13 protein-coding genes and 1 pseudogene are annotated in these 13,852 nt (G+C 70.0%); 10 read left to right on the top strand and 4 right to left on the bottom strand.

What is annotated here, in order from left to right:
• Positions 1-49 precede the first annotated feature (49 nt).
• Positions 50-556, top strand: coding sequence for a hypothetical protein (locus tag ACIBX3_RS42290; protein WP_397126232.1), 507 nt, complete (start codon positions 50-52; stop codon positions 554-556).
• Positions 557-764: 208 nt separating this feature from the next.
• Here ACIBX3_RS42290 and ACIBX3_RS42285 read toward each other — a convergent pair whose 3' ends face one another.
• Positions 765-1,910, bottom strand: coding sequence for an FAD-dependent monooxygenase (locus ACIBX3_RS42285; RefSeq protein ID WP_397126231.1), 1,146 nt, complete (start codon positions 1,908-1,910; stop codon positions 765-767).
• A gap of 59 nt (positions 1,911-1,969) precedes the next feature.
• On the opposite strand from ACIBX3_RS42285, the gene ACIBX3_RS42280 reads away from it, so the two are divergent.
• From ACIBX3_RS42280 to ACIBX3_RS42240, 9 genes and pseudogenes are all read left to right on the top strand, one after another.
• Positions 1,970-2,572, top strand: a complete 603-nt coding sequence (locus tag ACIBX3_RS42280; protein ID WP_397126230.1) for a TetR/AcrR family transcriptional regulator — start codon at positions 1,970-1,972, stop codon at positions 2,570-2,572.
• Between the two features lie 121 nt (positions 2,573-2,693).
• The gene (locus ACIBX3_RS42275) at positions 2,694-3,026 is read left to right on the top strand and encodes an ArsR/SmtB family transcription factor (protein ID WP_397126229.1); all 333 of its coding nucleotides are present in this window, start codon (positions 2,694-2,696) and stop codon (positions 3,024-3,026) included.
• Positions 3,023-3,418, top strand: a complete 396-nt coding sequence (locus ACIBX3_RS42270) for a VOC family protein (RefSeq protein WP_397126228.1) — start codon at positions 3,023-3,025, stop codon at positions 3,416-3,418. Before ACIBX3_RS42275 ends, ACIBX3_RS42270 begins: the two co-directional genes overlap by 4 nt.
• Before the next feature lie 41 nt (positions 3,419-3,459).
• Positions 3,460-3,960, top strand: coding sequence for an SRPBCC domain-containing protein (locus ACIBX3_RS42265; RefSeq protein ID WP_397126227.1), 501 nt, complete (start codon positions 3,460-3,462; stop codon positions 3,958-3,960).
• Between the two features lie 591 nt (positions 3,961-4,551).
• A complete protein-coding gene (locus ACIBX3_RS42260; RefSeq protein WP_397126226.1) occupies positions 4,552-7,029 on the top strand; it encodes an SCO7613 C-terminal domain-containing membrane protein in 2,478 nt (825 codons plus the stop codon).
• A gap of 153 nt (positions 7,030-7,182) precedes the next feature.
• On the top strand, positions 7,183-8,382 hold the full coding sequence (locus ACIBX3_RS42255; RefSeq protein ID WP_397126225.1) for a phosphotransferase: 1,200 nt from the start codon (positions 7,183-7,185) through the stop codon (positions 8,380-8,382).
• Positions 8,383-8,662: 280 nt separating this feature from the next.
• On the top strand, positions 8,663-8,806 hold the full coding sequence (locus ACIBX3_RS42250; protein ID WP_397126224.1) for a hypothetical protein: 144 nt from the start codon (positions 8,663-8,665) through the stop codon (positions 8,804-8,806).
• Between the two features lie 88 nt (positions 8,807-8,894).
• Positions 8,895-10,289 (top strand): NAD(P)/FAD-dependent oxidoreductase, encoded by a 1,395-nt coding sequence (locus ACIBX3_RS42245; RefSeq protein WP_397126223.1) that lies wholly within the window; start codon positions 8,895-8,897, stop codon positions 10,287-10,289.
• A gap of 241 nt (positions 10,290-10,530) precedes the next feature.
• A pseudogene (locus tag ACIBX3_RS42240) lies at positions 10,531-10,761 on the top strand (nitroreductase/quinone reductase family protein); the annotation flags it as partial.
• Positions 10,762-10,943: 182 nt separating this feature from the next.
• Here the strand turns inward: ACIBX3_RS42240 and ACIBX3_RS42235 are convergent.
• The 3 genes from ACIBX3_RS42235 to ACIBX3_RS42225 form a co-directional block, all read right to left on the bottom strand.
• The gene (locus ACIBX3_RS42235; protein WP_397126222.1) at positions 10,944-11,546 is read right to left on the bottom strand and encodes a TetR/AcrR family transcriptional regulator; all 603 of its coding nucleotides are present in this window, start codon (positions 11,544-11,546) and stop codon (positions 10,944-10,946) included.
• 327 nt (positions 11,547-11,873) lie between these two features.
• Positions 11,874-12,875 (bottom strand): Dyp-type peroxidase, encoded by a 1,002-nt coding sequence (locus ACIBX3_RS42230; RefSeq protein ID WP_397126221.1) that lies wholly within the window; start codon positions 12,873-12,875, stop codon positions 11,874-11,876.
• 101 nt (positions 12,876-12,976) lie between these two features.
• Complete coding sequence (locus ACIBX3_RS42225) at positions 12,977-13,768, bottom strand: alpha/beta fold hydrolase (protein WP_397126220.1); 792 nt, start codon at positions 13,766-13,768, stop codon at positions 12,977-12,979.
• Positions 13,769-13,852: the final 84 nt, after the last annotated feature.

Genomic DNA, 13,852 nt, shown 5'->3' with positions numbered 1-13,852 from the left:
TTCCTAGCGTTGAGGTCACCGGCAAACGTCCGGACAGGGAGGGAACCAAATGATCGGCAGGCTGACTCTCGCCGTCGCCGCAGCGCTCGCGGCCACCATGCTGATGTCCACCACCAGCGCCCAGGCCACCGTTGCCGCAGACAGCGGCACGGTACGACTGCGCACTCAGCAGATCCTGGAGTTCCAGCAGGTCGCCGGGCAAGTGGCTTGGCGGACGTCGGCGTACAACCGGGTGGTCAACGCGGTCTGGATTTTCTACCCCAACGGGACGTTCGCCTTCAACACCACCAACGTACGCACCGACTTGTACCCGCTCCGGGGAAGGTACCAGGTGCGTGGGAACACCGTCTCCTTCTCCGCCCACAACGCGGCGGCCATCGGCGGGAGCAGCGCGTTCACCGAAATGATCGGCCGCATGGACTTCGGGGCTCGGCCGCCGGTCATGCGGCTGAACTGGGCCAGCGGCGCGGGATACGGCGCTGTCGTCAACAACCAGCGGTTCGGGTCGACGGCGTCCTCGCACTACGCGGTGGTGCTGAGGGTCTCGCAGTTCTAGCGACCGTGCAGGAACGGGGCGCCCTCCGGCCGAGGGCGCCCCGTACGGCTGCATCGCAGGGGAAGACACTGACCTGTGGCGCGACCCGCTGTGGGTGGTGGATCCTCCACGCCGATCGAGTGCGGGCGTTCCCGGCCCACCGCTCGCCGCTCCGAAACCGCCACACCGTCGGCCCATCACCCGATCGCTGATTGCCTACGACCACTGACTAGGCGCGCCAGAGGGCGGCAAGCTGCCGGGTGGCCAGCCGGGATGGTATGGCGCGCAGCAACACGTCGCGAAGCCACGCGGCGACGCCGGTCTGGGAGGTCAGCCGCGATTGCCGGGACGCCGCCTGCATCATGCGGTTGGCGCTGGGCCTGCGCTCGGCGTCGTAGCGCAGGAGCCGCTGGGCGACGTCTGCCGGCTTTGCGCCGGTCAGGTGGCGGGTTAGCGCGGCCGCGTCTTCGAAGGCCTGGCTGGCGCCCTGGCCGAGATCGGGTGGCATGGCGTGCGCTGCGTCGCCGAGGAGCGCGATCCTGCCGGCCGTGAACGAGGGCAGGGGTTCGGCCAGACGAGCGATCGGGTCGACGTAGATGTCGGCGGGCGGGGTGGCCTCGATCAGTGCCGTGACGAGGGGGTGCCAGTCGGCCATCAGGGACAGCATCTGCCGGCGTGCCTCGTCCGCGCCGGGCGGCGTGCCGTGCAGGACGGAGTCGGTGAACCAGTACAGGCGGTCCTCGCCGACGGGGAACAAGCCGAACATCGCCCCGCTGCGGCGGTCGACCAACTGGCTGGCGAGCAGGTCTGTTACCAGGCCGGGAGGGCGGGGCAGCATGCCGCGCAGGTCCATCCGGCCGGTCCGCCGTAGCCCGGGGTGGCCGGGAATGAGCTGTTCGCGCAGCTTGCTGGCGATGCCGTCGGCCGCGATCACGGCGTCCGCTCTCGCGACGGGGTTGCCGCCGCTGATCACGGTTACCCCGGTGGGGTCCGGCGCCAGGCGCTCGACCGGGGTCGCGGTACGCACCAGGTCGGCGGGCAGCGGGGCGCGTAGCGCCCGGTGCAGTTCAGCCCGGTCGATGATGGCGGGCGTCCCGACCTCCTGCTGTGCCTGGACCGCATCGGTGACCAGAAGCGGGCGTCCGCGCCAGTCCCGCAATCCCGCGCGGACGGCAAGCATGACGTGCCCGCGAACGTCTTCAGCCAGCCCCAGCGCGTCCAGCGCGCGGAGCCCGTTGGGCATGACCACGATCCCGGTGCCTGCTTCCCGGAGGTCGGCGCCCCGTTCGAAGAGTGTCACCTCGTGGCCCAGGCGATGCAGCCCTACCGCGGCCGTCACTCCTCCGAGCCCGGCACCGACCACCACGATCCTCATGAGACCTCCTCGCCGATTCACTACCATCGTACTAGTACGGCTATTGGTAGCATGGCCGCATGCCGCCCACCAATCCGGCCCGTCGCCGAGCCCTGACCGATACCGCCATCGAGCTATTGGCGTCGTCGGGCGTGCACGGACTGACCCATCGCGCGGTGGAGAGGGAAGCAGACCTTCCGCCGGGAACGGCCTCGAACTACTTCCGCAGCCGGGAAGCGCTGCTGGTGGCCGCCGCGGAGCGCATCGCCGAGCTGCATCACGCCGACACCGACCGGGCCACCGAGCAGCCCGCGACGCTGGTCGACCTGCTGACGGAATCGCTGCTCACAGCGGCGACCACACTGCGCAACCGCTATCTGGCAATCTTCGAACTTCAACTGGAGGCCGTGCGCCGGCCGCTGCTCGCCTCGGCGCTCGCGGGCCTGCAGGACACGTCGTTGCGGATCACCGCCGGGCATCACGACAAACTCGGCCTCGCCATCCCACGCGAGAAGATCCCCGTGCTGATCGCGCTCTACGGGGGTGCGCTGTTCACCCTGGTCACCGCGCCGCCCGGGAGCGTCAGCAGGGACGTCGTCCAGAGCGTGGTTCAGACCATCGTGTACGGCTGTGCCCTGCACGATGAAGATCCTGAATCGGTGCGGCAGGGCCGCCACACCTAGCGCAGCTTCCGGACCCCCGCCGCCACCCTGTCGCTCACCGAGTCACCGAGTCGGAATCGAGCCTGCGTAACCTGCGCTGTCGGATTGACAGGCAAGCAACGACTTGCGTAACGTCTTCGCCGTGGGCGACGTCTTCAAGGCTTTGGCTGATCCCACGCGCCGCACGATCCTCGACGAGCTGACCGACCGGAACGGACAGACGCTCTTTGAGATCTGCGCCCGACTGGTTACCAAGCATGGGCTCGGTTCGTCGCGGCAGGCGATCTCGCAGCATCTCGACGTTCTCGAGGCTGCTGGACTGGTCGAGACCAGGCGCGAGGGCCGCTACAAGTTCCACTACATCGACACCAGGCCGCTCGAACCGATCGTCGAGCGGTGGCTCAACAAGCCCGACAAGGACGCCGGCGGCCCTGACGGCGGCGCCGATACAGACGGGGAAGAGGGGGCGACATGAGAATCAACCTGGCGAGCGTGCTCGTTGACGACCAGGAGAAGGCGCTGCACTTCTACACCGAGGTGCTGGGTTTCGTGAAGAAGCACGACGTCCCGATCGGCGAGGACCGATGGCTGACCGTGGTGTCCCCGCAGGACCCGGACGGCATCGAGCTGGTGCTCGAACCCAGCAGCCACCCGGCGGTTAAGCCGTTCAAGGAGGCGCTGGTCGCCGACGGCATCCCGTACACCTCTTTCACCGTCGACGACGTCAAGGCCGAGTACGAGCGACTGCGCGGCCTCGGCGTGCGTTTCACTCAGCAGCCCGCCGACATGGGATCGGTGACCACGGCCGTGTTCGACGACACCTGCGGCAATCTCATCCAGATCCAACAGTCACTCTCTGCAGACTGACCCCTCGGCGGCCGCACCCTGAAGAAAGGAAGTCAACCCGCGTGGACGCAACACTTCACACCATCAACGACCGCCCGATGCTTCGTTTCCAGCGCCTGGTCCCATACCCGGTGGAGCGAGTATGGCAAGCCGTCATCGTCCCAACCGAACTGGAACGCTGGTTCCCGGCCGCCGCAGACTGGAAGCCCGAAGCCGGTGAGGTTTTCGAAGCTGGAGGCATGACAGGAGAAATCACCGAACTCACCGCTCCACACCTCATCGCCTGGACCTTCGCCGGCAGCCAGTATCGAATCGAACTCCAAGCTGACACCGACGGTTGTCTCCTCACCTTCACCTACACATTCGACGACCGCCCCGCCGCCGCCCAATGGGCCGCCGGATGGGACACCTACCTCAACCGCCTCGAACCCCACCTCGCCGGCGGCTTCCTCTCCGAGGAGGACGCGCACGAGGGGTTTGCCGAACGAAACGACCACTACGCGGAACGCTTCGGCCTTGATCCGGAAATAGGCCGAGAATTCTGGCGAGCACAAACAAGCTAAACCTCGGTACCGTGCCGACGGATCCCGCATCCCCGAGGACGGCGAGGAGTACGACTCCGCGATTCACGGGCCCGTTCCCTTTTCACCCTGGGGACGCAGCGACTGACCCCCACACGATCGGACGGTTGGGCGTGCCCGAAGCGAGGGCTTCGCAGACCCCACGAAGGTGGGCGGGGGAGTGCTGACGCGGCCGCTGACAACGGCCCTGGACGGACCTGGACGCGGGTGGAATCTCCGGAACGGCCGCAAAAGATCGTCGCCCATCGCCGCCGGCGAGTGCAGAACGAACCCAGGCGCGCTCGGCGAGCGTCTGCCGACCGAGCGGAACTATTGAGCAAACCTTCAGCGGTCATCTCACGCTCCCTGCGGCGCAGAAGGCCGGCGCCGTCTCGGTGAGCTGCGTGTACGTGCCGCCGCCCCGGTTCGGTGGCCAACGCCTCGAACGTTTACTCCTCTTACATCGCCAGGCCGTCGCTCATGGTTCCCGGTGACAGCGGTTCGCAAGGACGTCGCGGTGAAATATGGGTCATCTCGACAGGCTTAAAACGGAGTATCGGTGCGTGAAGTATGAAATGTCCGGACTGCGGTGCGATGTTGTCCGGAACCGGGCTCCAGGAGCCGGTGTCCAGGTGCCCGAGGTGTGCGCTGCCTCTGCAGGGACCCGCCGCGCACGAGCTCTGGCAGGTGGACCGGGCTCTCGCCGGGCTGATGGATCAGCAGGCGCGGCTGCAGGCGCGCCGTACGGAACTGCTCGGCGTCCTGCGCGCCGGCGCGGCGGGCCAGGGGGCGGCAGGCGCGGGTGCGGCGGGTCCGGGTGCGGCGCCTTCCTATGCGGGCGCGCTTCCGCCGTACCCGGGGGAGGCGGCTGGACCTGGAGCTACGGGGCCCGGTGTCCCGAGGCGGGAGGTCTCCCCGGGCGCCGCGAAGAACGTCCTGCTCATCCTCGGCGGACTGCTGCTGACGGTGGCGGCGGTGGTGTTCACCGTGGTGAGCTGGGGGCGGCTGGGCATCGGCGGGCGCGCGGCCGTGCTCGCCGCGTTCACCGTGCTGGCCATGCTGGCGCCGGTCGTGCTGATCCGGCGCAGGCTCACCGCGACGGCCGAGACTGTGGCCGGGTTCGCGGTCGCGCTGTTGCTGCTCGACGGCTACGCGGCCAGGCGGGTGGGATTCGTCGGGGCCGACGCCCTCGACGCGCTGCACTACACGGCGGGGGTGTTCGGGCTCACCGCGCTCATCCTGGTGGCCTATGCCCGGATCACCCGGCTTCGCGGACCCGCTCCGGTCGCCGTGGTGCTGGCGCAGCCGGTTCTGCCGCTGCTGACCGGCGACTTGTCGGCGACCTGGCTGGTGGCCATGCTGGTGGCCACGGCGGCGCTGGACGTCGCCCTGGTCCGCTACGGCCGGGGAGCGGTGAGGGTGACGGCCGCCCTGGCCGGCAGCGGGGTCGCAACCCTCGCCCTGCTGGGCGGAGCGTCGTACGCGCTGGGGTCCCCGTCCGTCGGTCAGGCCCTGGTCAGGTCGGCGCCGCTGGTCGCGCTGGCTCTGCTCGGCGGGTTCGTGACATGGCTGCTGACCCGGCCGGGCAAGGCTGAGGGGGAGATCTGGGCCTCCGCGGTCACCGTCGGAACCGCGCTCGCGCTGATCGCCGTGCCGGCCGCGCTGGCGCAACCGGCGCTGGACGGCCCGGGCACGGACTGGCGTTCCCTGGCCTACCTCGTCCCCGCACTCGCGGTGGTGCTCGCCGCCGCCTGGGTGCCCTGGCGGAGGGTACGGCTGGCGGGCATGGCCACCGGCGGGCTGGTGGCGCTGCTGATCACGCTGACGCTGCTTCCTCGGCTCGTGGCCACCCTGGCGGCGCCGCTCGCCTGGTTGGACGTGCTCTGGACGGGTACGTGGAACGGACGGCAGCGGCAGCCGTTCGAGATGGCGTCGCCGGCGGACGTGGTGGTGCTGGGCGTGGTGGCGGCGGGCCTCCTGGCGGCGGCCGTGCGCGCCACCGGCGGGCGGCCGATGAAGGCGCCGGCGTCCGGAGCGTTGGCGTCCGGGGCGCCGGCGTCGGGGGCGCCGGCGTCCGGAGCGTTGGCCTCCAGAGCGTTGGTGTCCGGCGCGCTGGTGTCCGGGGCGCTGATGGTCGCGGTCGCCACTCAAGCCTTCGCGATGCCCTACCCGGCCGCGGTGGCGGTACAGGCGGTGCTGGCCGTCGCGCTGGCGGTGGCCGCCACGCTGGGCCGGGCGCCCTGGTGGGCGGTCGCATGCGCGCTCGTCGCCGGTCCGGCCTCGGTACGGACGGCGGCGTACGCGTTCGGCAGCGAGCCGGCGACGCTGATCGTGCTGCCGATCCTGGCGGGGGCCGCCGCCGCCATGGCGCTGACGGCCAGACTGAAGGAACTCCGGGTCTGGGGACTGGGCTTCGCCGCACTGTTCCTCGGGCTGGAGGCGGTGGCGGTGGGGTTCTCGCTGGGCCTGCGCGTCCTGGTTGCGGCGAGCATGGGATTCGCCGTGGCCGGGGTGCTGGTGCTGCTCATGTCGCTGTGGGCGGGCTCGGCCGGCCGAGGCGGCGCGAACGGCCTCAGGTACACCGGCGCCACCCTGCTGCTGCTGGCCTCGTGGCTGCGGCTGGGGGCGGACGAGGTCACCGTCGTCGAGGCGTACACGGTGCCGTGCTCGCTGGTCCTGCTGGGATCCGGCTGGTGGCGGCGGCGCGGCGCACCGGTTTCGTCCTGGGCGGCCTATGGCGCGGGCCTCTCCTTCACGATGCTGCCCAGCCTGGTGGCGGTCTACTCGGACGCGGAATGGCAGCGGTCGCCGGCGCTCGGCGTGCTGGCGCTGGCGGTGCTGTTCGCCGGAGCCCGGTTCCGGCTCCAGGCGCCTTCGGCGATCGGAGCCGTCGTGGTCGCCGGGGTCGCGGTGCGGGAACTGGCCCCGTACGTGTCGGAGATGCTCCTCACGGTGCCGCGCTGGGTGCCGATCGCCGTGGGCGGGCTGCTGCTCGTGGTGGTCGGGGCGACGTACGAGGCCCGCATACGGGACCTGCGCCGGTTGCGTGACACCCTGACGGCGATGGGTTGACGTTCCGCCGTCGAAAGAGGATCAGAGATCGTCCGTGTCCGGCGCGGCCACGAGCAGCGCTGCGGCGACGCCGGTCAGGGCGCGCCGGCACGAACGACCGCATCGGCCGGATATTCCGTGGCGGACGTCACGGGGAGCGATCAGACTGAGCGGATGGACAGGACGGTCAGCGCATGGGTCACATCGGGTGACGATCGGCTCGGTGTCATCGGCCCGTTCGCGGTGGATGTGCCGTGGTGGGCCGATGCGGAGCCGGTCGTGGCGCACCTGCGCCAGGCGCTCGGCGTGGACGTGCTGGTCCTGCGCCTGTTGGACGTGGACGGCGGTGAAGGCGGCCGCGGTGGTCATGTCACCTATCACGTCGAAGCGCTGGAGCGGCCCGCGCCCGGGCGGCTGACGGCTCCGCTGCCCGCCGATCAGGCGGTGCTGGACAGACCCGAGCGCCTGCGGGCGCCGTGGGCGCGGATCGACGGGGTACGCGAGCTGTTGAGCTGGGCGGCGGACGCGCTGAGGACGGCCGGGCGACCGCTGACCGGGCCGATCCGGCAACGCAGGACCTGGAATCTGGCCGGGCTGTTCCTCCTGCCCACCGCCCAAGGGCCGGTATGGCTGAAGGCCACGCCGCACTTCGCCACCGACGAGGCCGCCGTCATCGGCGTGTTCGCGGCCCTGGACCCGGGCCTGGTTCCCACGGTTGTGGCGTCGGGACCGCGGCGGGTCCTGCTGGAGCACCTTCCCGGCGAGGACTGCTGGGACGCCCCCGTCGAGATCATCCATAGCGCCGTGAGACGACTGGCCGCCGCGCAGGCCCGCCTGGCGGGCGCGATCCCGCCCGGGCTGCCGGACCGGCGCGGACCCGTCGTCGCCGACCGGGTCCGCGACCTGCTCGCCGGTGACGTGGGTCGCGAGCTGACCACCGAAGAGCTTGCGGGAGCGTACGAGCTGGTCGAACGGTGGCCCATGCTGGCCGAGTGCGGCCTGCCCGACACGATCGTGCACGGCGACTTCCACCCGGGAAACTGGCGCAGCGACGGCGGCCCGCCGGCCGTGGTGGACTTCGCCGACGCGCACCTCGGCAACCCGGTGCTGGACGGAATACGGGCCCGCGACTGGCTTCCCCCCGCCGAACGACCCGCCGCCGCCGAGGCCTGGATCGAGGCCTGGACCGCCCACGTACCCGGCTGCGACCCGGCCCGAGCACTCGTGATCGCCGAACCGCTGTCTCACCTGGACTACGCCGTCCGCTACCAGGAGTTCCTGGACGGCATCGAACCGTCGGAGCGGATCTACCACGTCGGCGACCCGGCCACCAGCGTCCGCGCCGCTCTGCGTTCCGCCGCGATCATGGACTGACGCTCTGACCGACGGCCGTCCGGGTCCCCGTCTGCCCGCCAACCGCGGAACTCGGGAGAAGGTGCCAGAGCCACTTTTGCATGGCCAGGGACAACTGACCGGTAAGTGGTCATTAAGCGGTCTGCCGGCTGATCAGGCGATGGCCGAATACTCGAGCGATGACGACGAAGCTGTTGAACATGATCGAGTATGTGAAGTCATTCATCATCCTCAAACTCGTTTGTGGCCCCGACAGGGTCGGCTTGGAAAAGGACTGTGATCGTTAGCCGCCGTCTGCGCGGTGGCGATCGGTCAGCCGAGGGACATCCCCAGTCTGGTTCAGGTGGTGGCCCACGTGAAGGCGGCCGGCTCCGAGGTGGACCTCATCATCGCCTTCGGCGATGCCATGACCTGGAACAAGGGCCTGTTGCCGACCTCGGTATGACGGGAAAGTGGGCAGCTGACCGGTCTGGTGAGTGAACAGTCGGGCCAAGCATCCTGGCCTTTCGACGATCGTTTCCAGGAGGTCAGAGATGCCGGAGATCGTGGTGGTGGGAGCCGGTCCCGCCGGCCTGGTCGCTGCCCTGCTGCTCGCCGCCGACGGGCACCGGGTGACCGTGCTCGACGCGGACCGGAACGGCCCGGGCGACATCCACCGGGCGTGGGAGCTGTGGGAACGGCCGGGGGTGAGCCAGTTCCGGCTGCCGCACCAGCTCGTGGCGGCGGGCTGGCGGATACTGCGGGACGAACTACCGGAGGTGGTCGCCGAGCTTGATCGTGCGGGCGCCGTCGTGTGTAACTCGATCGCCGGTTCGTGGCAGGTTCGGGCGCTTGGGGGCGCGCGTGAGGGCGATCAGCGGTTCGAGACGATCGCTGCTCGCCGCCCCGTGCTGGAGGCGGCCTTGGCCCTCGTGGCCGGACGTGCGTCTGGCGTCACCGTCCGGCGCGGTGCCGGCGTGGCAGGGCCGCTGGTCGACAACACCTCCGGGAGCGGGCGGCTGCGCGTGCGCGGGGTGAAGACGGGCGAAGGCGAGCTCGTCCGCGCCGATCTGGTGGTGGACGCGACCGGGCCAAGAGGCCGGATCGTCAGCATGCTCGGCGCCGCAGAGGAACGGACGCGCGGAGGGTTCGCCTACTACTCCAGGCACTTCGCGGGGCCCATGCCCGCGCAGCCGATTTGGCCGCTGGAGCATCACGGCAGCTTGTCTGCTCTGGTGCTGCCCGGAGACGTGGGCACCTGGTCGGTGACCTTCGCCGTGTCAGCCGAGGACGTGGAACTGCGCGGGCTGCGGGACGCGGATGCCTGGCAGCGGGTGGCCTCTTTGTTCCCGGCCGTGGAGCAGTGGGCCGGCGGAATCCCGATCAGCGACGTTCTGCGCACGTCCGCAGCAGAGGGCGGCCGCCGCAGACTGGTGGTCGGCGGGCGGCCGGTGGCCCATGGACTTCTCAACGTCGGTGACGCCTGGGCTGTCACCAATCCGATGTTCGGGCTGGGCATGTCGATGGCGTTCGCGCATGCCATCGTGCTCCGCGACGCGGTGCGCGCCGAAGGGCTGGACGACCTGGACAAGCTCGCGCTGCGGTTCGACGACATGAGCGAGGGCGCGCTCGCGCCGGTGTACGAACGGCTCGGCCGCTGGGAGCGTCATCGGCTCGCCGAACTCGACGGGGAGCGTCGAGGCCGGCCATACGAGGGCGGCGATGCCGAGTGGGCGTTGAGCAAGGTGCTCGACGCGGCCAAACTTGTGGACGGCGACGTGCTCCGTGGTGTGGCCGACGTAGCCCACCTGCTCACCACACCGGAAGAGGCGATCACCGCGGCCGGTCTGGACGGGAAGGCGATCGCGCTCGCCAAGGACGCTCCGCGCTTCGTGGCGGGTGGGCCATCGCGCGTTCGGTTGCTGGCGGCGATCCAGCGGGCGCCGTAGTGAGTTCATCCGGCGGGTCGCCCGCGGACGGGTGATCCGTCGAGCCGTCATCCAGGCGCTACGCCGGCAAGGCACGCCATGGCAGGGCCGGCCTGTCCGCCACATGTGAGATTGGAGTGATTTGCTTGCGCAGCGAGACCGACCAGAAAACCATTGAGGACTTGGGCATCGGCCCATCGCGAGGTAGGCGCGTGCTCCCGCTCACGACCACCGGGGGCTGGACGGGTGCGTACACACCGTTGTGCTGAACTACCTGCCGGATGGCGATCGATTTGTCGTCATCGCATGGGCGGCCGATTCGCTGTCCGAGCCCGACTGGTATCTCAATCTGGTCGCCTCCTCCGAGGCCATCGTCCAGACGGGCATGGCGACGCACCAAGTCAGGGCGACCGTGGCCGACGGTGGGGACCGGGATCGGATGTTCTCTCTCGCGATGGAGGCCGACCCCTGCTGGGAGACGCACCAGGCGAAGGCGGGCAGGCCCCACGGCTCCCCGGTACGCCTCGAAGCCGTGGATGTCCGGAGACACGATCAGCGGAGCCCAGCTCCGGAAGTTGGGGCCGGCCTCCGTGGGGATGCCGATCAGCTCGCAGATGACGTTGATTCCTCAGCCGGTGCCCGTCCGCAACCCCATCACGCGAACGACCAGCAGGGTCAGGTTGCGCTCGTGGGAATCGCGGCGTCAACCAGTGCTTGGGCGACGGCGCGAGCGGTGGTTCCGGCGCTCGGATCGCGATCCAGCCAGGCGCTGATGTCCGCACCGTCGTACAGCAGGACGAGCTGGCGAGTCAATCCCTTGGGATCCCCGGCCCCGGCCTGCTCGGCGAGATCACGGAAGAGCGAGTGCAGCCAAGTGCGGTATTCGGCGGACACCTCCTCGACGGCCCCGCCGAGTGGCGCGTTCGCGTTGGCGCTGACGAGGGCGCAACCATGAAAGGCGGGGTCGGAGAAGGAAAGTCCCTGCACTTCGAAGACTCCGACAAGGCGCTCCCGCGGTGTGCGGTAGCGCCGTTCGAGCTCGCGGTCCATACGCTCCCGGGTGGCGGCGTGACGGGCCCGCAGGTAGGCGCGCACCAGCGCCTCCTTGCTGCCGAAGGTGTTGTAGAGGGTGGCCTTGGCCACACCGGCGTGCTGGATGACGCGGTCGATGCCGACCGCCTGGATTCCCTCGGCGTAGAAGAGCTCGTCGGCGGCGGCCAGGAGCCTGGTGCGGGCGGCGGCGCTGCGCTCCTGGGAGGAGGAAGGCTTGGCGGCCATGCGGCTACCAGCGCCCTCTGGCCTCGCCGACACGTACGATGCCCGTAACGTCGCCGAGAAGGGTCGCGGAGAGATGGACGTCCGCTGCCGCGACGATCGCCCCCGGGTGACGCCAGGGCGTGCCGTACGTCTTCCGCTTGTCGGACAGGGTCATCGGATCCCTACTGTCGCTGAATAGGCCGTGGCTGCACGTCTCCACGCGTGCCGTCTCATGCTCGGTTGATCGGCTGTTCAGTCACCAGCTCACTTTGTGCTCGTTGCCTGCTCAGGACTGCTGCTCGGCCAGGAAATCGAGCAGCAGTTCGTCGACCTTGCCGGGCGCCGTCCTCACTGCGGCTGCGCCGGTGCCCGTCCCGGGATGTCGCTCGTCGCGGCTGGTTCGGCGGCCACCGAGGGGAGGTCTTCCAGCAGGTCTGCGGCCGGCACGAAGAACAGGGTCCCGGTGACCGGGGCGGAGAAGTCGAGGATCTGGTCGTGGTTGCCCGGCGGATCGCCGACGAACATGTTCTCCAGCATCTTCTCGGTGACCGCCGGCGTGCGGGCGTAGCCGATGAAGTAGGTGCCGAACTCGCCCCGGCCGACGTTCCCGAACGGCATGTTGTCCCGCAGGATGCGGCGTTCCGTCCCGTCGGGGTCGGTGAGCGTGGTCAGCGAGACATGCGAGTTGGACGGCCTGACGGCGTCGTCCAGCTCGATGTTGTCCAGCTTCGTGCGGCCGATGATGCGCTCCTGAGTCTGCACGGGCAGGGCATTCCACGCTTCGAGGTCGTGCAGGTACTTCTGCACGACCACGTAGCTGCCTCCGGCGAAGCCGGGGTCCTCGTCGCCGATCAGGACCGCCGCGGCCGCCGCCGGACCCACCGGGTTCTCGGTGCCGTCGACGAAGCCCAGCAGGTCGCGCACGTCGAAGTACATGAAGCCCTGCACCTCGTCCTCGACCGTGACCACTCCCCGCAGCCGGTTCATGATCTGGGACGCCAGCTCGAAACACAGGTCGAGCTTCTCGGCGCGGATGTGGAACAGCAGGTCGCCCGGGGTGGCGACCGCACGGTGCACGGCTCCGGAGACCTCGCGGAAGGGGTGCAACTCAGCCGGGCGAGGCCCGTCGAAGAGGCGGTCCCAGGCGTCCGACCCGATGCCGGCCACGCAGCTCAGCCCGCCGCCCGGCACCCGGAAACCCACCGACCGCGACAGCCCGGCCAGGTCGCCCAGCAGTTCCCGTACGACCGGTTCGCCGCCGTGATCCACCGTCAGTACGAGGAAGACGGCGGCGGTCGTCAACGGGCTCAGCACCGGCTGCGGTACGCCGCTTCGCTCATCCGCCGCCATCGAAGATCCCCCTTGTGTTCAATGTGGAAAAGTCCGTCATGACGGGCCCATCGCCGTTTCCGGACCGTGGCTCTCGGCTTGCGCAGTGGGCCCGTGGTCTCTCAGCGGCTGTCGCGGGCGGCGCGGCGGATGAGGTCGGTGACCGCCGCGGGTTCGGAGACCGAGACCGCGTGCGAGGCGCCCTTGACGGTGACGGTGTGGGCCTTGGCGCGTTCGGCCATCCACTGCTGGGCCTTGGGCGGGATGTTGTAGTCCTTGCCGGCGATCAGAGCGTAGGAGCGGATGTCCTTCCAAGCGGCCTTGGTGGCCTTCTCCTCCAGGGCGAGGGTGGAGACCGGCCGCTGGGTGGCGGCCATGATCGCGGCGGTGGGGGCGGGCACGTCGGCGGCGAACTGCTTGTGGAACCTGTCCTGCTTGATGGTCAGCTCGGTGCCGCTGCCACCGCCGGGCAGCGGGTAGGAGGCGGTGCTCAGGGTCTCGCCCAGGGTGCTGCCGGGGAACTTGCCGGCCAGCTCGCCGGCGCTCTCACCGGCGTCGGGGATGAACGCGGCGATGTAGACCAGCGCCTTGACGTCCGGGTCGCCGGCGGCCGCCTCGGTGATGACCGAGCCGCCATAGGAGTGGCCGGCCAGGACCACGGGCCCGTCCACGGTGTCCAGGACACTGCGCACGTAGGCGGCGTCGTCACCCAGACCGCGCAGGGGGTTGGCCGCGGCGACGACACGGTAGCCGTCGCGGTGCAGGCGCCGGATGACGTCGGACCAGCTGGAGGCGTCGGCGAAGGCGCCGTGGGCGAGCACGATGGTCGGCTTGGCCTTCTCCGAGGTGGCGGCGCTGCTGCTCACCGCGGTGGCGGCCAGCAGCGAGCCGGCCACGACCGGAGTCAGAGCCACGGTGGCGAGGGTGCGAACGACCGAACGGGTGCGGGAGGTACGGGACATAGCGGTTCCTTGAAGGTTGTTGCCGGCAGATGGCGT

The sequence above is a fragment of the Nonomuraea sp. NPDC049480 genome (assembly GCF_044465905.1).
Lineage (GTDB): Bacteria > Actinomycetota > Actinomycetes > Streptosporangiales > Streptosporangiaceae > Nonomuraea.
This window is presented reverse-complemented; position numbering and strand designations above follow the sequence as displayed.